This is a genomic window from Bacillus cereus group sp. BceL220 (assembly GCF_051776965.1).
Lineage (GTDB): Bacteria > Bacillota > Bacilli > Bacillales > Bacillaceae_G > Bacillus_A > Bacillus_A cereus.
Genome location: NZ_JBPWBC010000008.1, coordinates 180,030 through 205,844, shown reverse-complemented (window position 1 = coordinate 205,844; position 25,815 = coordinate 180,030). Strand labels below are relative to the sequence as shown.

Genomic DNA, 25,815 nt, shown 5'->3' with positions numbered 1-25,815 from the left:
GTGCGTATATTTTCGTGGTGGAGTTTTTTTTATTCTCAAAAAGGGGGAAAGACCATGAATGACAACATGGTTCATATTACAATTGACGGAAAAAAGTATACAGCGGAGCCTGGTTCAACGATATTGGGTGTTATTAATGAGAACGGGATTGAACATCCGCAAATTTGTTACGTGCCGGAAGTAGATCCTATTCAAACATGTGACGCTTGTATTGTAGAAGTTGACGGAAAGTTAATGCGTTCTTGTTCGACGATAGCAACGGAAGGTATGAACGTTGAGCGTGCTTCTGTTCGCGCAAAAGAAGCACAAACAGAGGCGATGGATCGGTTACTAGAAAATCATTTATTATACTGTACAGTATGTGACAACAACAATGGGAACTGTAAACTGCATAATACAGCAGAATTAATGGAAATTGAACATCAAAAATATCCTTATGAACCGAAAGTAGATGTAAGTGAAGTTGATATGACGCATCCGTTTTATCGCTATGACCCTAATCAATGTATTGCGTGCGGTCAATGCGTTGAGGTGTGTCAAAACTTACAAGTAAATGAAACGTTATCGATAGACTGGGAAGCGGAACGCCCACGAGTTATTTGGGATGAAGGAGTAAATATTAATGATTCTTCATGCGTTAGCTGTGGTCAATGTGTAACGATTTGCCCTTGTAACGCTTTAATGGAGAAAACGATGCTCGGTGAAGCTGGATTTATGACGGGATTAAAACCAGATATTCTTGAACCGATGGTAGATTTAATTAAAGAAGTTGAGCCTGGATATAGCGGTATTTTTGCGGTATCAGAAGTGGAAGCGGCCATGCGTGATACTCGTACGAAGAAAACGAAAACAGTATGTACATTTTGTGGTGTAGGTTGTTCGTTTGAAGTGTGGACGAAGGGGCGTAAAATCCTTAAAGTACAGCCATCTTCAGATGCACCAGTTAACGCAATTTCCACTTGTGTAAAAGGGAAATTTGGTTGGGATTTCGTAAATTCTAAAGAACGAATTACAAAACCTTTAATTCGTAAAAATGGAACGTTTGTTGAATCTACATGGGAAGAAGCACTGAATGTAGTTGCAAATAAATTAGGTACTATTAAAGAAGAGTACGGTAAAGGTTCTATCGGATTTATTTCTTCCTCTAAAATTACAAATGAAGATAATTATGTAATTCAAAAATTAGCTCGACAAGTATTTGGAACGAATAATATTGATAACTGCTCACGTTATTGCCAATCACCAGCAACGGATGGTTTGTTCCGTACAATTGGTATGGGCGGTGATGCAGGAACGATTAAAGATATTGCGCAATCTGGTCTTGTTATTATTGTAGGATGTAATCCGACAGAAGGTCATCCAGTTTTAGCTACACGTATTAAACGTGCACATAAATTACACGGACAAAAGTTAATTGTAGCTGATCTTCGTAAAACAGAAATGGCAGAGCGATCAGATGTCTTTATTAGTCCAAAACAAGGAACAGATCAAGTTTGGTTAATGGCTGTTACTAAATATATGATCGATCAAGGTTGGCATGATCAAGAATTTATTAATGAGAATGTAAACTTCTTTGAAGATTTCAAAGAAAGTCTAGAAGAATATACACTTGCATATGCAGAAGAAGTAACAGGTATTTCAAAAGAAACACTTATTCAAATGGCTGAAATGATTCGTGATGCAGATGGTACGTGTATCCTTTGGGGTATGGGGGTAACGCAAAATACAGGTGGTTCTGATACTTCCGCTGCAATTTCAAACTTACTTCTTGCAACAGGGAACTATCGTCGTCCAGGAGCAGGTGCATACCCACTTCGAGGTCACAATAACGTACAAGGTGCTTGTGATATGGGTACTTTACCAGGATGGCTTCCAGGATATCAGCACGTTACTAACGAAATGGAACGTGCGAAATTTGAAACTGCTTACGGAGTGAAAATTGATAGTGAACCAGGTCTTAATAATATTGAAATGCTTCACGCAATTGACGAAGGAAAAATGAAAGCAATGTATCTTGTCGGAGAAGATATGGCTCTTGTAGATTCTAATGCAAATCATGTACATGAAGTGTTGTCGAGCCTTGATTTCTTCGTTGTGCAAGATGTTTTCCTTTCTAAAACTGCTCAATATGCAGATGTTGTATTACCAGCAGCGCCATCTCTTGAGAAAGAAGGTACTTTCACAAATACAGAGCGCCGTGTCCAAAGATTATATCAAGTTCTTCCTACGCTAGGAGATGCGAAACCAGACTGGTGGATCGTCCAGGAGGTTGCGAATAAACTAGGGGCAAACTGGAATTATAGCCACCCAAGTGAAATCTTTGCTGAAATGGCAAGTTTATCACCATTATTCTCGCAAGCGAACTATGAAGTGCTTGAAGGATGGAACAGTTTCCATTGGGGAAGTTTTGATGGAACAAATACACCACTTCTGTTCCAAGATGGATTTAACTTCCCAGATAAAAAAGCTCGTTTTGCGATTGCTGACTGGGTACGTCCAGCTGAATTTCCAGCGGAGTTCGACCTTCACATTAACAACGGTCGTATGCTTGAGCATTTCCATGAAGGGAATATGACAAATAAATCAACAGGTATTCAAACGAAAGTACCTGGTGTTTTCGTTGAAATCTCTCCAGACCTTGCAAAAGAACGTGGCGTAAAAACAGGTTCGTTAGTTCGTCTTGTCTCTCCTTTTGGAGCATTAAAATTACGTGCACTCGTTACAGATCGTGTAAAAGCGAATGAGTTATATTTACCGATGAACTCTACAGATAACGAAACGGCAATTAATTTCTTAACAGGTCCTGCTGTGGATGTACGTACGAATACACCTGCGTATAAACAAACGAAAGTGCGTATGGAAGTGTTAGAAGTTGATGGCGAAAATCCGATGCCAAAAGCGAACCCACGCAATAAAAAACGTCACCCTCAAGCTGGAATTGAGGTACATCGTAAGTGGGCACGTCCAGGGTATGTGCATTTAACGGATAAGTAGGAGGAGAAAACTATGGCTGCACCTATAAAAATGATTCAAAAACAAGAATTAACTGAGGAAGAAATAAAACAGCAAAAATTAGATGATTTAAAGGAGCTTTTAACAAATAATGAAGAAGCTCTAAATCAGATGTTTAATATAGTAGGGGAATTAAATGACATTGGAATGCTAGAAGCTGCAAATTCTATGCTGAAAGCGAAAGAACCAATTGCAAAGATTGTTCTAGGTCAAGTAACTCGTGAGCCTGTTACAAATTTAATTAATAATATGATGGGTGCTGCAGGTGCGTTAACTGAACTTGACCCAGAACTTACGAAAAAGCTTATAGGTAGTTTATTAGTCGGGCTAGAAGAAGGTAATGAACATCTAGAAAGTAATAAAAAAGTAGGGGTATTCGATCTTATGAAAGTATTGAAAGACCCAGATATTAACCGTGCTATCGGGTTTGGACTTCATTTCTTAAAAGGTATGGGGAAAGGGTTAAGAGACGAATAAATTTCATGAAGTGAACCTTTCCGCCCAAATATTTGTAGGAAATAGTTTGGGCGGAAGGCTCATTTTGGTAAAATATATAATAAAGTAAAATGAGGCTTTTGGGAGGTATAATTGTATGTCAAAAAAAGTACATGAATTTAATGATATGATACGAAAACTTCGAAAGGAACTTTTCGGAAAAGGACCAGAACGAATTCATACTGTTTTTGCAGAAAATATGGCTATAGCGACTCTTTATGGAAACTTAACACCTACTGAAAAATTTATTTCAAGTACGATGGACGGTGCGGAAATGGTTCATATGGCTAGAACGAAAATGATTCAAGAGGTGTATGCTGCGAATTCCCGTGAACATTTGGAGGAACTTGTTGGAGCAAAATTAGTGAATTTGTTTTCAGATATGAAAGTAGAAGAAGATATTGCAGTTTCGGTATTTGTTTTTGATAAAAATATAACGTGAGAGAAGGATACTGATCGTGAAACCGATACAGGTAGAAAGAGAAATCTTTCGTTATGAACAAGGGGCGTTTAAGCATATAGAGGACAGCATTGTAACAGAGTTTCCTGTCACCATTAAAATGAACGGACAGGAGTTTGTTACAATGGTTAGTACTCCAGAATATATAGAAGATATGGTAATAGGCTTCTTGGCGTCTGAAGGAATCATTCGGAAGTATGAAGATATTGATAGCATATGGATGCAGGAGAAAGAAGGATTTGTACATGTAACAACGACAAAAGTAAATCCGTATTATGAACAAATGCAAAATAAACGATATATTACGTCTTGTTGTGGTATGAGTAGGCAAGGGTTTGTTTTTGCTAATGATGCACTAAGTGCAAAAAAAATGAAGGGTGTCCATGTACAGGTTGCGGCAGAGGATTGTTTTCGGTTAATGAAAGAAATGCAGCAATCTGCGGATACGTTTCATCATACTGGCGGGGTTCATAATGCAGCTTTATGTGATGTGAATGGTATTATTTTAAGCCGAATGGATATTGGTAGGCATAATGCACTAGACAAAATTTACGGTTATTGTTTAAGAAACGATATTTCTATAAAAGATAAAATCATTGTTTTTAGTGGTCGTATTTCTTCGGAAATATTATTGAAAGTTGCAAAAATCGGTTGTGAAATTATACTATCAAAATCAGCTCCAACTGAATTAGCTTTGCAACTAGCGGAAGATTTAGGTATTACGACAATAGGATTTATTCGTAATCACTCCTTAAATGTATATACCCATCCAGAACGTGTTTTAAATATAAAATAAAAGTGAGGCAATGAAGATGAAATCAGTTACATTAGACAAGTTGCAACGTCCGTTAAAGGATTTACGTATTTCAGTTACTGATCGCTGTAATTTTCGCTGCCGATATTGTATGCCAGAAGAAATATTTGGTCCTGATTACTCGTTTTTGTCTAATGATAAAATTTTATCTTTTGATGAGATTGAAAGGATAACACGTATTTTTGTTTCTTTAGGTGTAAGAAAGTTACGAATTACGGGCGGAGAACCGTTACTTCGAAGAGGTCTTCCGCAGCTTATTGAGCGCCTTAATAAAATTGATGGTGTAGAAGATATCGGTTTAACAACCAATGGATCGTTACTTAAAAAGTTTGCTCCTGATTTATATAAGACGGGACTATCACGTGTAACAGTTAGCTTAGATTCCTTGGAAGAAGATCGGTTTTTCTATTTAAATGGTAATAGGAGCAAAGTGCAAAGGGTTCTGGAAGGAATACAGGCTGCAGCTGAAGTTGGAATGAAAATTAAAATAAACATGGTCGTTCAAAAGGGAAAAAACGAACAGGACATTTTGCAGATGGCGCAATATTTTAAGGAAAATAAGCATATTCTTCGTTTTATTGAGTATATGGATGTTGGAAATTATAATGGTTGGGATTTAAAAGAGGTCGTCTCTAAACAAGAAATAGTAGATACGATTCATCAAGTTATGCCGTTAGAACGGATAGAAGCAAATTATTCTGGTGAAGTGGCTACTAGGTATCGTTATATAGGAAGCGATGAGGAAATAGGTATTATTTCATCAGTAACAGAATCTTTTTGCTCATCATGTACGAGAGCTCGTATTTCTGCAGAAGGAAAATTATATACTTGCTTATTTGCTTCTAAAGGAAATGATTTAAGAGAATTGCTTCGTTCTGAACATACAGATGAGGACATTACAGATGTAGTACGCGATATATGGAATAATAGGGAAGATCGTTATTCAGATGAACGCTTAAATCATACAAATAAGAAAACAATACCTAAAATTGAAATGTCACATATCGGTGGTTAATATATAAAGCTAGCTTCATAGTGAAAAATGGAAAATTTACAAGAGTTGTGGATTTTCTATTTTATAGTAAAAGTGATGATTGATATCTCTGTAAAAGATGTGCAGAGAAATTAAGCAGCATTCAAAAACCTTTATTTTGAGGAGGTTTTTTGAAGCTGCTTTTTTATTTGGAGAAAATGGAGGAATGGGTAATGGCATTTTATAAGCCGGAACAAATTGCTGAGCTTGTCATTGAGGCCGGTGTTCAAAAAGTAAGACAGACATTGCCAGCGATGCTTATTCTCGGTTTTTTAGGAGGAGCGTTTATTGCGATAGGTTTTTTACTTAACATTCGAGTTTTAGGGAATTTACCTGAGCGCTGGGGAAGTCTAGTGAATGTTTTAGGAGGAGCAGTATTTCCTGTTGGACTCATGCTCGTAGTATTAGCAGGAGGAGAATTAATTACGGGAAATATGATGTCACTGTCTATGGCGCTTTATGCAAAGAAAATTACATTGATAAGTGTACTGAATAACTGGGTTTGGATTACTCTCATGAATTTTATTGGGGCAATTTTCGTTGCGTATTGCTTTGGGCATCTTGGCGGATTAACAGAGGGAGAGTATTTAAATAAAACGGTAGCGATAGCGGAAGGGAAGTTACATGAATCATTTGGAAGAACTTTAATTTTAGCAATTGGTTGTAATTGGCTCGTTTGTCTTGCTCTTTGGCTCGCTTACGGGACGAGTGATTTTGTCGGAAAAATCATCGGAATTTGGATTCCAATTATGGCATTTGTAGTGATTGGATTTCAGCAAGTAGTAGCAAATATGTTTGTCATTTCCGCTGTTATTTTTGCTGGTCATCTAACGTGGATGGATTTGGCTAAAAATTTTGTTCCTGTTTTTATCGGAAATGTAATTGGAGGAGCTGGGTTTGTTGGTTTTGCTTACTTTGCTTGTTATCAGAAACAACATTCTGATATGAAATAGAGTTCTTGAGAGGAAGGGTATGTAATGGCTGATCGGTATTCACGACAACAGTTGTTCAAACCAATTGGGAGTAAAGGACAAGAAAAAATTCGAAATAAACATGTGTTAATTGTAGGGGCAGGCGCATTAGGAAGTGCAAGTGCCGAAAGTTTCGTACGTGCAGGTGTTGGCAAGTTGACGATTATTGATCGTGACTACGTTGAATGGAGTAATTTACAAAGGCAACAATTGTACTCTGAACAAGATGCGAGAGAGAAAATGCCGAAAGCAATTGCTGCAAAAAATCGGTTAGAACAAATTAATTCGGAAGTACAAATACATGCTTTCGTAATGGATGCAACTTCAGAAAATATGGAAGGTCTATTAAAAAATGTAGATGTAATCATTGATGCAACAGATAATTTTGATATTCGATTTGTAATAAATGATTTATCACAAAAACATAATATTCCTTGGGTATATGGTTCTTGCGTTGGATCGTATGGTATGAGTTATACAATTATTCCGCAAGAGACACCGTGTTTACATTGTATGCTGAAAAATATTCCTGTTACAGGTGTGACATGTGATACCGCTGGAATTATTAGCCCGACTGTTCAAATCGTCGCAGCATATCAAGTGGCAGAAGCACTCAAAATTTTAGTGGAAGATTTCTCAGCAATTAGAAAAACATTTTTCATGTTTGATATATGGAGTAATCAAAATCATTTTATAAAATTAGGGAAAATAAAAACAGACACTTGTCTCTCATGCGGTTTGAATCGAACTTATCCTTATTTATCATACGAAAATCAAACGAAAGCAGCTGTTTTATGCGGAAGAAATACAGTTCAAATTAGAACAGTAGACAATAGGAAATACAATTTTGATGATATAGAAAAAGTATTACAAAAACTGGGGAAAGTAGATCGGAATCCGTATTTACTATCTTGCCAATTCGATGATTACCGCGTGGTTGTTTTTCGAGATGGTCGTGTTTTTATTCATGGTACAAATGATATTTCGAAAGCGAAACAACTATATTATCGCGTATTCGGTTAATAGAGAGGGTGTCAACAATGGAAAGAAGAGTGCCAATTACGGTTGAAGAAGCTGTTCGTAAAGTGATGGGATTTGCTGATAAAGGCTTAAAGGAGCTATTACCAATTGAATTAGCTTATGGACGTATATTAGCGGAGGATTTAGTAGCTGACCATGATGTACCGTCATTTAATCGTTCGCCGTATGACGGATTTGCTATTCGAGCAGAAGATACTAATTTAGCAAGTTATGAAACGCCAATTGTATTTGAAGTAGTGGGTGAAATTGGTGCAGGATCGCTATTCCATGAGAAAGTAGGTCCGTTTCAAGCAGTTCGAATTATGACGGGAGCACAAATTCCGAATGAGTGTGATGCGGTTGTTATGTTAGAGCTGACTCGTCAATATGAGAAGAATGGCAACAATTATATGGAAGTGAAGCGATCATTCAAAACGGGCGACAATATTTCTTTTCAAGGTGAAGATGCTCGTAAAGGAACGGTTCTTGCAAAGAAAGGATCGTACATTAATCCAGGTATTTCAGCTCTTCTTGCTACATTCGGTTATAGTGAAGTGCCAGTTGCGAGAAAGCCTGTAATTGGACTGTTAGCGACTGGGAGTGAATTGCTTGATGTCGATGATTCATTACAGCCAGGGAAAATCCGAAACAGTAATACGTATATGATATTGTCTCAAATTCGAAGAGCGGGCGGCAGAGTAAAATATTTTGGGAAGTTTAGTGATGATTTTAATACGTGTTTTACAGCTGTGAAAGAAGCGCTTGGCCAAGTAGATATGTTAATTACAACGGGCGGTGTATCAGTAGGAGATTATGATTATTTACCAGCTATTTACGAAAAGTTAGGTGCATCTGTTCTTTTTAATAAAGTTGCAATGCGACCAGGAAGTGTTACGACTGTAGCACAATTAAATGGCAAGTTATTATTTGGTTTATCAGGAAATCCATCCGCTTGTTACGTAGGGTTTGAATTATTCGTAAGACCGTGTATTCGGACGTATATGTTTAGTGAAAAAGTACATTTAAAAAGAGAAAAAGCGTTATTAGGAGAAGATTTTCTAAAACCGAATCCATTTACAAGATTTGTACGAGCAAAATTGCAATATGATGAGGGGAAATTAATCGCTTATCCATCAGGGTTTGATAAATCTAGCTCAGTTTCTTCATTGGCAGAATCAAATGCGTTTATCGTATTGCCGGGCGGGACAAGAGGATATAAAAAAGATATGTTTGTTGATGTTCTATTATTAGAAGATAACGAAGGTAGTGAATGGCCTTGGACATTTCATAAAGTGAGAGGTGGTTCTAATGAGACAAGCGCTATTTGAAATTGTAGATAATCCGATTTTAGTTGAAGAAGTAACGAATAAAGTCGCAAGAAGGGAAGCAGGTGCGATTACAACATTCATTGGTACGGTGAGAGAATTAACAAAAGGAAAACGAACGCTACATTTAGAGTATGAAGCATATAAACCGATGGCAGTAAAACAACTTATGAGAATTGGTGAAGAGATTAGTGAAAGATGGCCGGATGCAAAAGTAGCAATTACGCACCGTGTAGGGCGGCTAGAAATAATGGATATTGCGGTAGTCATTGCAGTTTCATCACCGCATCGTAAAGTAGCTTATGAAGCGAATGAGTACGCGATTGAACGTATAAAACGAATTGTTCCAATTTGGAAAAAAGAATTTTGGGAAGATGGAACGATGTGGATTGGAGATCAACTTGAAAACACACCATATCCAGAAGGAAAACCAAAGAAGGAAGAATGAGAAAATGATTACAATTTTATTATTTGCAAATCTGCGTGAGGAAGTTGGATCGGATCGATTAGTAATTTCAGAAAAGCAAGAAATGACAGTGCAGCAATTAAAAGAATGGCTCAAAGTCAGCTATTGTTTACAATCGCTGGATAAAGTGATGGTGGCTGTTAATGAGGAGCTTGTAATGAATGAAGAGATGATAAAGGCTGGAGATATAGTCGCATTAATCCCGCCCGTTAGCGGCGGGTAATAAGCTTTTTCACCAGATGAAGCGCCAAGAAGATGTTGTATATAAATTAGAATAAGAGAAGGGATGAGTTCCATGCTTACTCAAGAACAAATAATGAATGCATTAAAACATGTAGAGGACCCAGAGTTACACAAAAGTGTTGTAGAATTAAATATGGTTAGAAATGTACAAATGAACGGAACAGAGGTTAAACTTGAAGTAGTACTAACAATCCAAGGTTGTCCGTTAAAAGCAAAAATTCAACAAGATATTGAAGAATCACTTCACGCAATTGGTGCTTCTAAAGTGGATGTAACATTTGGTTCTATGACACAAGAAGAACGTGCAGCTTTAACAGAGAAGTTAAAGAAAAATACTAGAACAGAAACTGGTATGCCGAGCATGCTTCGCCCGGATTCAGGAGTACGTTTTATTACTGTAACGAGTGGAAAAGGCGGAGTTGGAAAATCAACGGTGACAATTAATCTTGCAACTGCACTAGCTCGTATGGGCAAGAAAGTGGGGATATTAGATGCAGATATATATGGTTTTAGTATTCCAGCTATGATGGAAACGAATACGAAACCAACGATGATTGATCAAACGGCAATTCCAGTCATTAGTCACGGTGTTAAAATCATGTCGATGGGATTTTTTACAGAAGGAAATAACCCAGTTATGTGGCGCGGACCGATGCTAAATAAATGGATTCAAAATTTCCTTGCGAATACACACTGGGGAGAATTAGATTATTTATTACTTGATTTACCACCAGGTACAGGAGATGTTGCGATTGATGTTGCAGCGATGATTCCGCAAGCGAAAGAAATAATTGTTACAACTCCGCACAATGTAGCTTCATTCGTTGCTTCAAGAGTCGGTGTAATGGCAAAACATACGAAGCATGAGATTTTAGGTATTGTGGAAAATATGGCTTATTATGAAGAGCAAGATGGATCGAAAAATTATCTCTTCGGAAAAGGCGGCGGCGAAATGCTTGCAGAACAATTGCAAGCAGAAGTAATTGCCAAGATACCTTTTGCAAAACGTGAAGAAAATAGCGGTTCATCTGTATATGATGAAGATTCTCTTGTTGGAGAAGTGTTTACATCGTTAGCTGAGGATATTATTTATAGAGGATAGAGGGGGAGGTTTAGTATGGCGTGTAACATTGATCATTCTATTGAAGATGTGATGAATAAGCTCGAAAGTCAAAAGAATTCTTTACCTGAAGGGATCTTTAAAGAGTTAAAGAGTTTTTTACAAGGTAATCATTCGCAGAAATTATTAAATGATATTTTTCACCTTCTAAAAAAGTATGATTTAGTCAGTGAGGAAGAACGAGAGACGAGAAACGCACAATTATTGCACATTTTGAATTAAGTACTTTTTGGCTTTAGAATTTTTTCAGAAGGGGTGAATGTGATGGATATGAAAAAGATGATTGAAACGATAGAAGTAACTAGAGTGACTGACGAGGAATTATCGATTTCGAATTTACATCCAAAGCTTGTGAAGTTGTATAGTCAAAAAGATAGTACAGAGTATACGAAGCTATTAAAATATATTTTATCATTATCCGTGCAGTTGAAGCTGAATCTCGTATTGAAATATTTTGGTGTGCGTCCGATTGTTGCTGCAGACGAGCGTATGCAATTTCAAGAGATATTTAAATGCTTAGCTAAGAAAGATGAGAATGGGGAATGGTTTCTAAATTTGGTTTCTTTATATGTAGGGCTAATTGTAGTTCTTCATTTTGAGGAGAAAGTGATTGAGAGCAGTTTTTTTGATGATATGGTAGTGGGTGAATGTAATGAAATATAAGATTCTGCTCATAACATTTTTCTATTTAAATGCTTTAATTGCGATTTTAGTTGGTTTTGTAAATATGAAGGTAACTAATTAAGAAAAAGGAATGAAACTAGTTTGATAAAAAGAGTTCTTCAGTTGTTTCCGGCGTTTTTTCGTGTTACCATTAAGCGAATTTTTCATAAGGAGAGAAAGCGATGAAATGGATTTATTTTCTTATTATTAACGTTATAGCTTTTAGCCTTATGGGGCTTGATAAACGAAAAGCAAAGAAGAAACAGTGGAGAACGCCAGAAAGTACGCTGTTTTTATCAGCGGCAGCTGGGGGAGCAGTTGGAGCTTGGATCGGTATGTATATGTTTCATCATAAAACTCATAAAAAGAAATTTGTTTTCGGCATACCGTTACTTGTTGTAATAACGGTATGTTTATTATTCGTTGTATGAGAAATGTCGAAAGAAATGCAGATTGATTATTGGTAAAGTGAGCATGTGAGACCGTATAATGGAGAAAAAATGAGAAGAGGAGAAAAAGGAAGATGGGGAGTCAATCAGCAGAGCAAAAAAAAGGGATACTATATGCGGCTGGTGCTTATACGATGTGGGGAATTCTACCGATTTATTGGAAATGGGTTGAGGAAGTTCCAGCAGATGAAATATTAGCACACCGCATCGTTTGGGCATTTGTTTTTATGTTACTTGTATTAGGTGTTACGAAGAGGTTTCGCCAGTTTATTGGGGAATTTGTGAATCTTTTTAAACGACCTAAATTATTAATGTCATTAACAATAGCTTCAGTCTTGATTAGCGGAAACTGGTTTGTTTACATATGGGCCGTTAATCATAATCATGTTATTGAAGCGAGTCTTGGCTATTATATTAATCCGCTTATTAGTATTTTACTTGGTACAGTCGTTTTAAAGGAAAAGTTAAACTTTTGGCAATATGTTGCAGTTGGTTTAGCAGGAGTAGGGGTTGTCATTTTAACAGTACGTTTCGGATCTATTCCGTGGGTTTCTCTTTCACTTGCCTTTTCATTTGGATTATACGGATTAACGAAAAAACTGTTAAACTATGATGCCACAATTGGACTTACGATGGAAACGATGTTAGTGACGCCGTTTGCAATCATTTATCTTGTTATGACAGGAGCACATGGTTTCGGCTCATTTGGATCTATTTCAATGTTATCAACGTTACTTTTAATAGGAGCAGGTATTGTAACGGCATTACCACTATTTTATTTTGCAAAAGGAGCACAACTTATTCCGCTTTATATGGTGGGATTTTTACAATATATTGCGCCAACAATTAGCTTAATTTTAGGTGTATTTGTATTTGGTGAACATTTCACATCTACACATATGATTGCATTTTTCTGTATATGGGTTGCTTTATTTGTATTCTCGGTAGCGAAGACAAAGTTTTTAGTGCAGAAACAACCGAAATTTATAAAAAATAAATCAGCAAAAGTATCATAATGCGTAGTATTTTCTACGCATTTTTCTTTATACTGATACTATATAGGATTTCCATCATAGCTAGTAGGGAGCTGAGAACGTGGAAACAATTTTACATAATGATCCGCTTATGGCCGCTGTAATTTCATGGTTTTTAGCACAATTAACGAAAGTAGTCTTTAAATTAGTCAAAACGGGTGAATTTGATTTTGCAAAGTTTTTCGCTTCAGGTGGGATGCCGAGTTCTCATGCTTCAACTGTTACAGCACTTGCTACAGGAGTTGGGGTAGTAGAAGGTGTGGAAAGCTCGATGTTTGCGGTTGCTACTATTTTTGCCATTATTGTTATGTATGATGCTTCAGGAGTAAGGCTTGCAGTAAGTAAACAAGCAAAAATATTGAATGACTTTTTTCACGGTAGACAAACAGAATATAAGAAGTTAAATGAACTTGTTGGGCATACACCGTATGAAGTAGTAGTTGGTGCTTTATTAGGGATTATTGTCGGAGTAGGATATTGTTTATGAGCGGAACATTTTATATGTTCTGCTTTTCTTTGTTTTTATACATATTCAGCTACCTTTTTGAATATCGTTATACGGATTTCGAAAGGGTGGGTGAGTAACTTGTTATTATATGAAAAAGTGCATGAAGAAATAGCGAGAAGAACAACTGCACTTCAAACAATGCAACGGCAAGATGGTACGTGGCAGTTTTGTTTTGAAGGAGCGCCGCTAACAGATTGTCATATGATTTTTTTATTAAAATTATTAGGTAGAGATAAAGAGATAGAACCGTTTGTAAAAAGATTAGCATCACTTCAAACAAATGAAGGAACATGGAAATTGTATGAAGATGAAATGGGTGGTAATTTATCTGCTACAATTCAATCTTATGCTGCCTTACTTGCATCGGAAAAATATACAAAAGAAGATGCGAATATGAAGCGAGCGGAAATGTTTATAAATGAGCGCGGTGGGGTAGCGCGTGCTCATTTTATGACGAAGTTTTTATTAGCGATTCATGGAGAATATGAATATCCTTCTCTCTTTCATTTGCCAACACCAATTATGTTTCTGCAGAATGATTCCCCTCTCAGTATATTTGAATTGAGTAGCTCAGCACGTATCCATTTAATTCCGATGATGTTGTGTTTAAATAAAAGATTTCGAGTAGGGAAAAAGTTATTGCCAAATTTAAATCATATTGCAGGCGGGGGCGGAGAATGGTTTCGGGAGGATCGGTCTCCAGTTTTTCAAACGTTAGTAAGTGACGTGAAGAAAATTATAACGTATCCACTTTCTTTGCATCATAAAGGATATGAGGAAGTAGAACGTTTTATGAAAGAGCGTATTGATGAAAATGGAACATTATATAGTTACGCAACTGCCTCGTTTTATATGATTTATGCTTTACTTGCATTAGGACATTCTATTCACTCACCAATTATTCAGAAGGCTATAATGGGAATCACATCTTATATATGGAAGATGGAGAGAGGGAGCCATTTGCAAAACTCTCCGTCAACTATATGGGATACAGCTTTACTCAGTTATGCTTTGCAAGAAGCTCAAGTTCCGAAAGCAAGTAAAGTGATTCAAAATGCATCAGCGTATTTACTAAGAAAACAGCAAACAAAGAAAGTAGATTGGAGTGTACATGCACCGGATCTCTTCCCAGGTGGTTGGGGCTTTTCGGATGTGAATACGACGATTCCAGATATTGATGATACAACTGCTGCGTTAAGAGCATTGGCGCGAAGTAGAGGGAACGAAAATGTAGACAATGCTTGGAAGCGAGCGGTTAATTGGGTTAAAGGATTGCAAAATAATGATGGTGGTTGGGGGGCTTTTGAAAAAGGGGTAACGAGCCGTATATTAGCAAATTTACCAATCGAAAATGCAAGTGATATGATTACAGATCCTTCTACACCAGATATTACAGGAAGAGTGTTAGAATTTTTCGGGACGTATACGCAAAATGAATTGCCCGAGAAACAAAAACAAAGTGCGATAAATTGGTTAATGAATGTACAAGAGGAAAATGGATCGTGGTATGGGAAATGGGGAATTTGTTATATATATGGTACGTGGGCAGTGTTGACGGGTTTACGGTCACTCGGAATACCATTTAGCGATCCATCATTGAAACGAGCAGCTTTATGGCTTGAACATATACAGCATGAAGATGGTGGCTGGGGAGAATCTTGCCAAAGTAGTGTGGAAAAAAGATTTGTTACTTTGCCATTTAGTACACCATCCCAAACAGCATGGGCGTTAGATGCCCTCATTTCTTACTATGATAAAGAAACGCCAGTCATTCGCAAAGGTATTTCATATTTGCTCTCCAACCCTTATGTAAATGAAAAATATCCTACTGGAACAGGCTTGCCAGGTGGGTTTTATATTCGTTATCATAGTTATGCTCATATATATCCGTTGCTTACTTTGGCTCATTATGCAAAAAAATATAGAAAATAAACCGAGAGATGTCTCTCGGTTTATTTTGTTGGGTAGTAGGTCCCTTTTGAAAAGAATAAGGTTGTGATGTACCTTATTTTTCGGTTGATTGGCGTTTTTGACGTGCATCAGCGGCATTTGCACGTGCGTTTGCTTCTAAGTCATTGTGGTCAGCGAGTTCGCGAGAGAACTCAACATCAATGCCATCAGTTGCTTTGCTTTGTTTGAAATTCTTTTTGTTCATTCGACATAATCTCCTTGCACTTTATGCGACGTTGCAAAGTTAGTTTGACACAAATAGACTTTTTTATACAAAGAGGAATTGGAAAGTAAAAAGCCGAAATATACAGTATAAGTAATAGAAATGGGGGATAGGAATGGAGTTTTTATATGGGAAAACAGCTGTTGTAACAGGAGCTGCACAGGGAATTGGAAAAGAGATTGCAAGGGTTTATGCAAAGCTGGGGGCGAAAGTATTAATTAGCGATGTAAATGAAGAGAAGCTACAAAAAACGACACGTGAATTATCAGATGAAGGATATGAAGTATGCTCATATCGATGTGATGTGAGTAATCAAAATGAAGCGAAGTCGTTAATTGAATATGCGGTTCAAAAATTCGGTACATTACATATTTTGGTGAATAACGCCGGGATTACAAGAGATGCAATGTTACATAAAATGGAGAAGTCTGCTTGGGAACAAGTATTACAAGTGAACTTAACTGGTGTTTTTTATTGTATGCAACCAGCGCTTCTTTACATGAGACAACAAGGGTATGGACGCATTATTAATATATCTTCAATTAGTAGAGAAGGAAACATAGGTCAAGCAAATTATGCGGCTACAAAGGCAGGAGTTGTCGGTTTAACGAAAACAGCAGCGAAAGAAGTTGGAAGCTTCGGTATTACTTGTAATGCGATTTGTCCGGGTTTTATGGATACAGATATGACAAAAACGATACCAGATAAAGTGAAAGAAAAGATGGTTGGTGCTATTCCAGTTGGTAGAATTGGAACGCCAGAAGATATTGCGAACGCAGCAGCTTTTTTAGCATCAGAATACGCATCTTATATTACAGGTGAAGTATTAAATGTGAGCGGAGGACTGCAAGTTTAAAGGAATACATAATGAAAAGAACCTGACCAGGTAGGTCAGGTTCTTTTCATTAATTTAAGTTAAGCCAAACGCTCTTTACTTCTGTATAGTTATTTAATGCGTAAGATCCCATTTCACGGCCAAGACCAGATTGTTTAAATCCTCCAAATGGAGATGCTGCATCAAAGACGTTATAACAGTTTACCCATACTGTACCTGCACGTACTTTACTTGCAACATAGTGTGCTGTTTTAACATTTTCTGTCCACACACCAGCCGCTAAGCCGAATTGTGATTTATTTGCACGTTCAATTACTTCATCAATATCGTTAAACGGTATTGCAGAAATAACTGGACCGAAAATTTCTTCTTTTGCGATCGTCATTTCATCATTTACGTCAGCGAATACTGTAGGAGAAACGAAGTAGCCTTGATCGAATGGATTACTTCCTCCGCATAGTACTTCAGCTCCTTCTTCAATCCCTTTTTCAATGTAGCCCATTACACGTTTTTGTTGTTCTTCAGAAACGAGAGGACCAATTGTTGTTTCAGGGTTAAGACCGACACCTTGATTTAGTTTTTTAGAATAGAGGACGAGATCAGCCATGACATTATCATACATTTTCTTCGGAACAAATAAGCGTGACCCAGCAGAGCATACTTGTCCTTGGTTAAACATAACACCAGAAAGTGCACCAGGAATCGCACGAGATAAATCAGCATCTGGCAAGATGATATTTGGTGATTTACCGCCTAATTCAAGTGTAACGCGTTTTAATGATTCGGATGCTTGTCGCATAATTTGTTTACCGACAGGAGTAGAACCGGTAAATGCAATTTTATCAACGAGTGGATGATTAACGAGAGCTTGTCCAGCTGATTCACCGAATCCAGGTACGATATTAATAACACCTTTCGGGAATCCAGCTTCTTCAATTAATTCAGCTAAGTATAGAGCAGATAGTGGAGTTTGTTCTGCAGGTTTTAAAACGATTGTACATCCTGTAGCAAGCGCTGCCCCCATTTTCCACATTGCCATAAGAAGCGGGAAGTTCCAAGGGATAATTTGACCAACGACACCAACAGCTTCATGGCGTGTATAGTTAAAGTAATCACCGGAAACAGGAATTGTTTGACCAACGATTTTCGTAGCCCATCCAGCGTAATAGCGCATATGCTCAATTGCAAGTGGTATGTCTGCTGCCATTGTTTCACGGATTGGTTTTCCGTTATCTAATGTTTCGAGCTGTGCAAGCTCTTCTTTATGTTCTTCCATTAGATCAGCTAACTTGTACATGAGACGGCTTCGCTCAGCAGTGCTCATACGAGACCAAGGACCTTCGTCAAAAGCCATACGAGCTGCGACTACAGCTTTATGAATATCTTCGCGACCAGCTTCAGAAACGACGGCAAGTGTTTCACCAGTTGCTGGGTTAGGTGTTTTAAATGTTTTACCGGAAGCGCTTTCAATGAAAGATCCATTCACATATAACTTTTTTGTACCTTGAAGAAACTTTTCTACCTTTTCATGAAGATTTACAGCTAGTTGACTCATTGTATAACCCCCTTGAAAATATAATGTAAACGCAGTACGAGACGGCGCTTATTCCGAAATCAAGGATGTGGAAACTAGATGGAAAGCCTCTAATTAAAATCATAATTAATAAATACTGAAAATTCAAATTTCATTTGTGTTACAATTGTAAAAAATATGTAATGTAAGAGAAGCTTCTATATGATTATAAAAAATCCTGCTTGTTTTTGCTTTCTAGTAGGAAAAACTAGAAGAACAATGGTACAATAATACATCGTGAGAGGAGGGGGAAAAATGAAAGATTATCATGATGATCCACGCTTTCGAATAGCCCATAGAGAAGCGTTAATTGGTCTTGGACTTGCTATTATTAATTTTATAATATGGTACGGATTTGCTTATGGGCTTGGTAGTAAAGATCCAAGTGAATATACATATGTATTAGGTTTTCCCGCATGGTTTTTTTATAGCTGTATCGTTGGATTTATCGTTATGGTTATTTTACTTAGTTTAGTTGTTCGTTTTGTATTTCAAGATATTTCACTCGATGAGGAAGAAAAAAGTGAGGAATAATAGATGAATTGGTATGTAATCATTCCAATGATAATTTCGTTTATCGTTGTATTTTTAATTGGTGTATATGCTTCAAGACGCGTGCAAGCAACAGCACATAATAAATTTTTACAAGAATATTTTCTTGGTGGGCGTGAGTTAGGCGGTTTATTATTAGCGATGACAATGATTGCTACGTACGGTAGTGCAAGTAGCTTTATTGGTGGTCCCGGTATTGCTTACAATATGGGGCTTGGATGGGTACTATTATCTGCGATTCAAGTTGTAACAGGATATATCGTTTTAACGGTTATCGGTAAAAAGTTTGCAATTATTGCTAGGAAGATGGAAGCAATTACTCTTATCGATTATTTAAAAGGGAGATACAATAATAAAGCAGTTGTTATACTCTCTGCGTTATGTATTATTATCTTTTTATTTTCAGCGACAGTAGCCCAGTGGGTCGGCGGTGGACGATTAATCGAGTCACTAACGGGTCTATCGTATACAACAGCACTATTTTTATTTACTTTTTCTGTACTTGTGTACGTATTAATTGGTGGATTTCGTGCAGTCGCGCTATCAGATACATTATTAGGAATCATTATGTTAGTTGGAACGACAATCATTTTAATTGCTACTGTCATTGCTGGTGGTGGAATTGAAAAGATTATGCAGGAACTTGTTCAAATTAATCCAAATTTAATTACACCATTCGGAGCAGATGGCAGTTTAACGAAATCATATGTTACATCATTTTGGATTTTAATTGGAATTGGCGTTGTAGGTTTACCGCAAATTAGCGTGCGTGCCATGTCTTATAAAAATTCAAAAGCTATGCACCAAGCTTTAATAATTGGAACAGTTGTCGTTGGTACAATTATGATTGGTATGCATTTAACAGGTGTATTTGCAAGAGTAGTACTTCCAGGTATAACGGTACCAGATAAAGTAATGCCGCTACTCGCGATGGAAGTGTTGCCACCTTGGTTAGCTGGAGTTTTCTTAGCTGCACCAATGGCGGCGATTATGTCTACAGTAAACTCTTTATTATTACTTGTAAGCTCGTCAATTATTAAAGATATATACGTAAATTACATAAATAAAGATGCAGCAGACAGTACGATAAAAAAAGGAAGTTTGTGGATTACTGGTATTGTAGGGCTACTCGTTTATGCAGCGGCGATTAAACCACCAGATTTTTTAATATGGCTAAATTTATTTTCTTTCGGTGGATTAGAAGCAGCATTCATTTGGCCAATCGTATTAGGGTTATATTGGAGAAAAGGAAATGCTACAGGAGCGCTTGCTTCCATTTTCGTTGGAGTAGGTTCATATATGTGTATTCATCTTTTCTATCCAAATCCGTTCGGTATACATACAGTTGTCTTCCCAATTTGTTTTGCGTTTATCGCTTATGTTATTGGAAGTATGAGTGCTGTAAAAAAAACAGTATAGGTTAGCTGAAGAACGTAGTCCTTATAAGACTGCGTTTTTTCGTATGAATTTGTTCTTTTTTATTCTGTATATCCACGTTTATTCATAAATTAATAACAACTGAGGGGATGGAGTTGAGGTCGATGAAAAAAGTGTTATTTTTAGGAGACCCAGGCATTGATGACTCTTTAGCAATTATGTATGGATTGTTGCATCCTGATATTGATATTGTTGGGGTAGTAACGGGATATGGAAATGTAACACAAGAAAAGGCGACAAGTAATGCCGCATATTTATTGCAAATGGCAGGACGGGAAGATATACCTGTTATTAATGGTGCGAAAATTCCTTTATCCGGAGATGTTACAACGTATTATCCAGAAATTCATGGGGCAGACGGTTTAGGGCCAATTAAACCTCCAAAAACTTTTTCGCCAAATATAAAGCCTTTTTGTGCATTTTTTGATCTTCTTGAAAAATATAAAGGGGAATTAATAATAGTCGATGCTGGTAGATCAACAACACTAGCGACGGCATTTATTTTAGAAAAGCCGATGATGAAGTATGTGAAAGAATATTATATAATGGGCGGTGCTTTCTTAATGCCTGGCAATGTAACACCAGTCGCAGAGGCGAATTTTCATGGTGATCCGATTGCGTCGCAATTAGTTATGCAAAATGCTAAAAATGTGACATTAGTACCACTTAACGTTACATCTGAAGCAATTATTACGCCGGAAATGGTAAAATATATTACGAAACACTCTAAAACGAGTTTTAATAAGTTAATCGAGCCGATATTTACGTATTATTATAAAGCTTATAGAAAGTTAAATCCGAAAATAAAAGGAAGCCCAGTACATGACGTCGTTACAATGATGGTTGCGGCAAATCCATCCCTTTTAGACTATGTATATCGTCGTGTCGATGTAGATACAGCTGGAATTGCAAAAGGAGAGAGTATTGCTGATTTTCGACCTCAACCTGATGCAAAAGCATTAAAAAATTGGGTGCGAATTGGTTGGTCGTTACATTATAAAAAGTTTCTTGAGGATTTTGTGAAATTTATGACGTAGACATAATAGGAGCATACAAGTTAAAATAATGGAGATGGTTATTTAAATGACCATCTCCATTATTTTGTTTTTTAATGATAAATAGAGAAGAGTTACACAATAGGAGAGGAATTTTACTTGAAAAAAACTATAGTATGCGCAGTAATTGTGGGTATTTTTGTTTTGCTAATATCGGGTAACTTTTTAGTGAAAAAAGTGTGGAGTTCAAATAATGATGATGCACAGTATATTGCATCTTTTATTGAAGAACATAAAGATGAAAAAAATAGTGCGCTTCTAGTAAAGAGAAATGATAAAGTTGTTTATTCTGTAAACCCAAATGTTGTATTGCCAGTTGCTAGTACGATGAAATTAATTGTGGCGCTTGAATATACGAAACAAGTTACTGAAGGGAAAATTGATTCGTCTAGTTTCGTGTCGATTAACGATGTGAATCGCTATTATGTGCCGAATACAGATGGTGGTGCACAAGATAGATGGCAAAAGTATTTGGAGAAGACGGGCAAGATAACTGAAGGAGCGGTTTCTTTAGAAGAAGTGGCAAAAGGAATGGTTAAGTTTAGTTCGAATGCAAATGCTGAATACTTAATGGAATTGTTAGGATTAGATAACATCAATCGAAATTTACAAAGTTTATCACTTCCTGCACATCAACCACTATTTCCAATCGTTTCATCTTTGTATATCCCGGGATATTTGCATAAAGAATTACATGTTCCAAAATATAAAATAGAGAAAAAGTTAAAAGAAATGTCTCAAGAGCAATATCGTGAATATTCGATGATTATTCATGAACGCTTAAAGAAGAAGGGACCATTATTACAGAAGGAAATTCCGCTTTATTTAGAGGAACGTTACGACAAAATTTGGTCAGATAGATTACCAGCAGCTTCTGCAAATGATTATATGGTATTACTTCAAAAGGCAAACCATAAAGGTGGCTTGACAGAAGCTGAAGAAAAAGTGTGGGCAAATATCGTTGAAACAGACATGAGTGCTAAGAAATACCGTAAAACATTTAGACATGCTGGACAAAAGAATGGTTACACACCATGGACGGTTACAAAAGCGGTTTACGCTATGGATAAACGTGGAAACTGTACAGAAATTGTGTTTTTGGCGAACAATTTAAATGAAGACGATAGTGCAGAAATACGGAAACATTTAGCAAACTTACATTTCCAAGTGTTGCAAAGCGATAAGTATGATGCGACTTTTATTAAATAAACTCGGTGCAGAGAGCACCGAGTTTATTTTTATGTACAGGCACTTTTTTTCTATCTCTGGGTATGATGGGTAGTAATACTTAGGCGAGAGGGGAAAAGGTGATGAAACAGAGTAAGGAAGAGTTTATAAAGAGTGAAGGCGCTGATTTCCCTGGAAAAACATATGTGGATTGTGTATTACAACATGTATTTGATTTTCAACGAAATTACTTATTGAAAGATATGTTTCAAGTGCATAAAGCACACATTACGATGCTGACTGAAGAAAGTTTAATGAAAATAGAAGAAGCTAAAGTTATATTAAACGCACTTAGAAAAGTAGAGCGAATACCAAAAGGTAAATTGGTATATACAGAGCAGCATGAAGACCTCTTTTTTTTAATCGAACATTTAATTTCTCAAGAAGCGAAATGCGATTTTGTAAGTAATATGCATATTGGTAGAAGTAGAAATGATATGGGTGTAACGATGTATCGCATGAGTTTAAGGCGGTATATATTACGATTAATGGAACATCATTTGCTATTGCAAGAAAGTGTACTGCAACTTGCTGATGATCATAAGGAAACGATCATGCCAGCTTATACACATACACAACCGGCACAGCCAACAACATTTGGTCATTATACTTTAGCAATTTACGATACGATGCAAAGAGATTTAGAACGAATGAAAAAAACGTACCAGCTTTTAAATCAGTCTCCAATGGGGGCAGCTGCACTCTCTACAACAAGTTTCCCGATTAAACGAGAACGAGTTGCTCATCTACTTGGATTTACAACTGTAATTGAGAACTCATATGATGCTGTTGCCGGAGCGGATTATTTATTAGAAGTTAGCTCGCTACTTATGGTAATGATGACGAATACGAGTAGATGGATTCATGACTTTTTGTTGTTAGCAACGAAAGAATATGACGGTATTACTGTTGCAAAGCCATATGTACAAATCAGTAGTATAATGCCGCAAAAACGAAATCCGGTTTCAATTGAACACGCTCGTGCAATTACGAGTAGTGCTTTAGGAGAATCATTTACAGTATTTCAAATGATTCATAATACACCATTTGGTGATATTGTCGATACGGAAGATGACTTGCAGCCATATTTATATAAAGGAATTGAAAAGGCAATTCGTGTTTTTTGTATGATGAATGCAGTGATCCGAACGATGAAAGTAGAAGAAGAAACGTTAAAAAGTCGTTCCTATAAACATGCAATAACGATAACGGATTTCGCCGATGTTTTAACAAAAAACTATGAAATTCCATTTCGGCATGCTCATCATGCAGCAAGTGCTATTGCAAATATGTCATTGGAGCAGAAAAAAGAACTACATGAATTACACTTCAAAGAGATAAATATGTACTTGCAAGAACATTTTAAAATAAATTTATTAGAAAAAGAGTGGAAAGAAATTATATCGCCAGAAGCTTTTATTCAAAAAAGAAATGTATACGGTGGACCGAGTAAAAAAGAAATGAATCGTATGATTAAAAATCGAAAAGAGTCATTTCGAAAAGAAGAAGATGTATTTGAAAAGGAAAGACAGAGAATTTTACAAGCTGAAAATGCTTTAAATACATTAGTTTTGAATATTATTGAATCGTAAAAGAGGGATTTAATGAATTAATCGCCAATACTTAATTAAAATATAAATAGAGAGAAGAGATTGTCGATGATTCAATTACATGTATATGAAGAGATTTTTCATTTTAAAGAAGATGTTACACCATTTCTAGAAAAGAATGAGCAGGAAAACAATCTCATATTAGGTGTATTACAAATGATCCAACAACCAATATTTATGGGGATAGCGAAACAAGGAGAAGAGATTGCGGTTGTATTTCTGCAAACAGAAGAGAAGAAACAAATCATTGTTGCAACTTCTGAAATTTCGGGAGTAGCTATTGAGGAACTTGCAAAAGAGTTAACGAAAGTATATCCAGATATTCCTGGATTGATCGGTAATAAGAAAATTGTACAGAAATTAGCGGAAGAGATTGCGGTATTAGAAAATAAGAAAATGAATGTTGCAATGGAGCAAGGTGTGTATGAGCTGAACAGAGTAAAGAAGAAGTGTAATGCGAACGGACTTTTCCGGGCGGTAAATAATGATGAATTACCATTAATAGAACAGTGGATATATCAATTTTGTGAAGACGTAAAGCTTCCTACTACGAAAGAAGAAGCAAAACAAACTGCGCATACATTAATAACTACAAATCGACTGTTTGGTTTGGAAGTAGATAGGAAACTTGTTTCTGTAGCTGCAAAAACGAGACCAACTAAAAATAATATAACAGTTAATTTCGTATACACGCCGAAAGAAGCAAGGAAAAAGGGATACGCATCTAATTGTGTAGCGGCACTTAGTCAACGTATGTTAGATGAAGGGTACAAGACGACTACGTTATATACTGATTTAGCGAATCCGATATCGAATAAAATTTATCAAGAAATTGGTTATGAGAAAATTGCGGAGTCTGTGCTTATATTTTTAGAGAAGTAAAACAAAAAGGTGTGCTATTTTAGCACACCTTTTTGTTATTCATCAATTCTAATAATCTCGCCTTGAGGGAAGTCCTCAGTTTCTAGTAAGTTACGAATAGCTTTCGCAACATATTCAGGTGATAATAGTTTTCCTTCTTCTTTTAATGCAATGAAGCGGTCCAAGTTTATGAAATCTTCTTTATTTGTTTCACGAATTTGTGATTGCATATTAGTATCAACAACACCAGGTGCAAAAGCGACGATTTTTACTGGATATTCTTTTTCTACTTCTTCAGTTGCTACGCACTGTGTAAACATATTTACACCAGCTTTCGTTGTACAATAAGCGCCCCAGCCAAAGTAAGGATTTTTTCCTGCACCAGATGAAATGTTAATAACGCGTTTATCTACTTTCCAGTCTTTCGTATGTTTCATAAATGTAGATGTAAGAATCATAGGTGCAAGTAAATTAATGTGAACGTTCGTAATGAATTGTTCGCTTTCAGCTTTTTCGATTGGCTTCATAGGTGCAACTGTACCCGCATTATTAATTAAATGAATAGAGAATACATTGTCTTTTTTAATAGATGAAATGATCTCTTTAAAGTTAGTTTCTAAGTTATGTACATCTTGAAGATCTAGGGAATGAAAAATGCAATTGCTGTTATATTGTTCTGCAAGTTTCGTAAGCTCTTTATTTTCTCTTCTAGAAATAGAGATGACAGTTGTATTTTTTTCTAATAATTGCGTAGCGATTGCCTCACCTAAACCTTGTGAAGTTCCTGTTATGATAACGTAGCGCATAGTTTTATAAACCCCTCTCATATGTGCGGAATTTTGTTGGACAACGTACATTGTATAGTTTGTCTACATTTTA

The 25,815-nt window shown here is 36.5% G+C and carries 27 protein-coding genes; 24 read left to right on the top strand and 3 right to left on the bottom strand.

What is annotated here, in order from left to right:
* The first annotated feature begins 54 nt into the window (after positions 1–54).
* The 17 genes from fdhF (at position 55) to ACS2FK_RS20985 (ending at position 15,545) form a co-directional block, all read left to right on the top strand.
* Positions 55–2,994: a formate dehydrogenase subunit alpha gene (gene fdhF, locus ACS2FK_RS21065; RefSeq protein ID WP_023522702.1), complete on the top strand. Its 2,940-nt coding sequence runs from the start codon at positions 55–57 to the stop codon at positions 2,992–2,994.
* Positions 2,995–3,006: 12 nt separating this feature from the next.
* A complete protein-coding gene (locus ACS2FK_RS21060) occupies positions 3,007–3,489 on the top strand; it encodes a DUF1641 domain-containing protein (protein ID WP_023522701.1) in 483 nt (160 codons plus the stop codon).
* A 115-nt stretch (positions 3,490–3,604) separates the two neighbouring features.
* Entirely contained in the window at positions 3,605–3,949 is a 345-nt protein-coding gene (locus ACS2FK_RS21055; protein WP_000039582.1) for a DUF2294 domain-containing protein, read from the top strand.
* A 16-nt stretch (positions 3,950–3,965) separates the two neighbouring features.
* Complete coding sequence (gene fdhD, locus ACS2FK_RS21050; RefSeq protein ID WP_063548306.1) at positions 3,966–4,763, top strand: formate dehydrogenase accessory sulfurtransferase FdhD; 798 nt, start codon at positions 3,966–3,968, stop codon at positions 4,761–4,763.
* A gap of 16 nt (positions 4,764–4,779) precedes the next feature.
* Positions 4,780–5,796, top strand: coding sequence for a GTP 3',8-cyclase MoaA (moaA, locus tag ACS2FK_RS21045; protein WP_023522699.1), 1,017 nt, complete (start codon positions 4,780–4,782; stop codon positions 5,794–5,796).
* Between the two features lie 191 nt (positions 5,797–5,987).
* Positions 5,988–6,767 carry a formate/nitrite transporter family protein gene (locus tag ACS2FK_RS21040; RefSeq protein WP_063548304.1) on the top strand — a complete coding sequence of 260 codons (780 nt, stop codon included), beginning with the start codon at positions 5,988–5,990 and terminating at the stop codon, positions 6,765–6,767.
* 24 nt (positions 6,768–6,791) lie between these two features.
* Positions 6,792–7,808, top strand: a complete 1,017-nt coding sequence (locus tag ACS2FK_RS21035; RefSeq protein ID WP_000785264.1) for a molybdopterin-synthase adenylyltransferase MoeB — start codon at positions 6,792–6,794, stop codon at positions 7,806–7,808.
* 17 nt (positions 7,809–7,825) lie between these two features.
* Positions 7,826–9,133 (top strand): molybdopterin molybdotransferase MoeA, encoded by a 1,308-nt coding sequence (locus tag ACS2FK_RS21030; RefSeq protein ID WP_063548302.1) that lies wholly within the window; start codon positions 7,826–7,828, stop codon positions 9,131–9,133.
* Positions 9,114–9,578, top strand: coding sequence for a molybdopterin synthase catalytic subunit MoaE (gene moaE / locus ACS2FK_RS21025; RefSeq protein ID WP_001248111.1), 465 nt, complete (start codon positions 9,114–9,116; stop codon positions 9,576–9,578). Before ACS2FK_RS21030 ends, moaE begins: the two co-directional genes overlap by 20 nt.
* A gap of 4 nt (positions 9,579–9,582) precedes the next feature.
* Positions 9,583–9,819, top strand: coding sequence for a molybdopterin converting factor subunit 1 (gene moaD, locus ACS2FK_RS21020; protein ID WP_000628503.1), 237 nt, complete (start codon positions 9,583–9,585; stop codon positions 9,817–9,819).
* Between the two features lie 72 nt (positions 9,820–9,891).
* On the top strand, positions 9,892–10,941 hold the full coding sequence (locus ACS2FK_RS21015; RefSeq protein WP_063548300.1) for a P-loop NTPase: 1,050 nt from the start codon (positions 9,892–9,894) through the stop codon (positions 10,939–10,941).
* Between the two features lie 15 nt (positions 10,942–10,956).
* Positions 10,957–11,181 carry a hypothetical protein gene (locus ACS2FK_RS21010; protein WP_000752378.1) on the top strand — a complete coding sequence of 75 codons (225 nt, stop codon included), beginning with the start codon at positions 10,957–10,959 and terminating at the stop codon, positions 11,179–11,181.
* Positions 11,182–11,223: 42 nt separating this feature from the next.
* On the top strand, positions 11,224–11,622 hold the full coding sequence (locus tag ACS2FK_RS21005) for a hypothetical protein (protein WP_000367304.1): 399 nt from the start codon (positions 11,224–11,226) through the stop codon (positions 11,620–11,622).
* 182 nt (positions 11,623–11,804) lie between these two features.
* Positions 11,805–12,053 (top strand): DUF1294 domain-containing protein, encoded by a 249-nt coding sequence (locus tag ACS2FK_RS21000; RefSeq protein ID WP_000871349.1) that lies wholly within the window; start codon positions 11,805–11,807, stop codon positions 12,051–12,053.
* Between the two features lie 92 nt (positions 12,054–12,145).
* On the top strand, positions 12,146–13,087 hold the full coding sequence (gene rarD / locus ACS2FK_RS20995; protein WP_000535541.1) for an EamA family transporter RarD: 942 nt from the start codon (positions 12,146–12,148) through the stop codon (positions 13,085–13,087).
* A 79-nt stretch (positions 13,088–13,166) separates the two neighbouring features.
* Positions 13,167–13,592 carry a divergent PAP2 family protein gene (locus tag ACS2FK_RS20990; protein ID WP_063548298.1) on the top strand — a complete coding sequence of 142 codons (426 nt, stop codon included), beginning with the start codon at positions 13,167–13,169 and terminating at the stop codon, positions 13,590–13,592.
* 99 nt (positions 13,593–13,691) lie between these two features.
* A complete protein-coding gene (locus tag ACS2FK_RS20985) occupies positions 13,692–15,545 on the top strand; it encodes a terpene cyclase/mutase family protein (protein WP_063548296.1) in 1,854 nt (617 codons plus the stop codon).
* 73 nt (positions 15,546–15,618) lie between these two features.
* On the opposite strand, the gene ACS2FK_RS20980 is transcribed toward ACS2FK_RS20985, so the two are convergent.
* Positions 15,619–15,768, bottom strand: a complete 150-nt coding sequence (locus ACS2FK_RS20980; protein ID WP_001035815.1) for a YfhD family protein — start codon at positions 15,766–15,768, stop codon at positions 15,619–15,621.
* Positions 15,769–15,901: 133 nt separating this feature from the next.
* Between ACS2FK_RS20980 and fabG the strand changes: the two genes are divergently transcribed.
* On the top strand, positions 15,902–16,642 hold the full coding sequence (gene fabG / locus ACS2FK_RS20975) for a 3-oxoacyl-ACP reductase FabG (RefSeq protein ID WP_000395352.1): 741 nt from the start codon (positions 15,902–15,904) through the stop codon (positions 16,640–16,642).
* A gap of 49 nt (positions 16,643–16,691) precedes the next feature.
* On the opposite strand, the gene dhaS is transcribed toward fabG, so the two are convergent.
* Positions 16,692–18,176, bottom strand: a complete 1,485-nt coding sequence (dhaS, locus tag ACS2FK_RS20970; RefSeq protein WP_000080279.1) for an aldehyde dehydrogenase DhaS — start codon at positions 18,174–18,176, stop codon at positions 16,692–16,694.
* Between the two features lie 273 nt (positions 18,177–18,449).
* Between dhaS and ACS2FK_RS20965 the strand changes: the two genes are divergently transcribed.
* From ACS2FK_RS20965 to ACS2FK_RS20940, 6 genes are all read left to right on the top strand, one after another.
* Positions 18,450–18,728, top strand: a complete 279-nt coding sequence (locus tag ACS2FK_RS20965; protein ID WP_000656237.1) for a YhdT family protein — start codon at positions 18,450–18,452, stop codon at positions 18,726–18,728.
* 3 nt (positions 18,729–18,731) lie between these two features.
* Positions 18,732–20,165 carry a sodium/pantothenate symporter gene (gene panF, locus ACS2FK_RS20960; RefSeq protein ID WP_001104824.1) on the top strand — a complete coding sequence of 478 codons (1,434 nt, stop codon included), beginning with the start codon at positions 18,732–18,734 and terminating at the stop codon, positions 20,163–20,165.
* A gap of 122 nt (positions 20,166–20,287) precedes the next feature.
* Positions 20,288–21,220 (top strand): nucleoside hydrolase, encoded by a 933-nt coding sequence (locus ACS2FK_RS20955; protein WP_000756465.1) that lies wholly within the window; start codon positions 20,288–20,290, stop codon positions 21,218–21,220.
* Positions 21,221–21,337: 117 nt separating this feature from the next.
* Positions 21,338–22,447: a serine hydrolase gene (locus ACS2FK_RS20950; RefSeq protein ID WP_000751368.1), complete on the top strand. Its 1,110-nt coding sequence runs from the start codon at positions 21,338–21,340 to the stop codon at positions 22,445–22,447.
* Between the two features lie 101 nt (positions 22,448–22,548).
* On the top strand, positions 22,549–24,057 hold the full coding sequence (gene argH / locus ACS2FK_RS20945) for an argininosuccinate lyase (protein WP_023522691.1): 1,509 nt from the start codon (positions 22,549–22,551) through the stop codon (positions 24,055–24,057).
* A 66-nt stretch (positions 24,058–24,123) separates the two neighbouring features.
* Positions 24,124–24,957 carry a GNAT family N-acetyltransferase gene (locus ACS2FK_RS20940; RefSeq protein WP_023522690.1) on the top strand — a complete coding sequence of 278 codons (834 nt, stop codon included), beginning with the start codon at positions 24,124–24,126 and terminating at the stop codon, positions 24,955–24,957.
* 35 nt (positions 24,958–24,992) lie between these two features.
* Here the strand turns inward: ACS2FK_RS20940 and ACS2FK_RS20935 are convergent, their stop codons facing one another.
* Positions 24,993–25,742, bottom strand: a complete 750-nt coding sequence (locus ACS2FK_RS20935; protein WP_063548294.1) for a (S)-benzoin forming benzil reductase — start codon at positions 25,740–25,742, stop codon at positions 24,993–24,995.
* Positions 25,743–25,815: the final 73 nt, after the last annotated feature.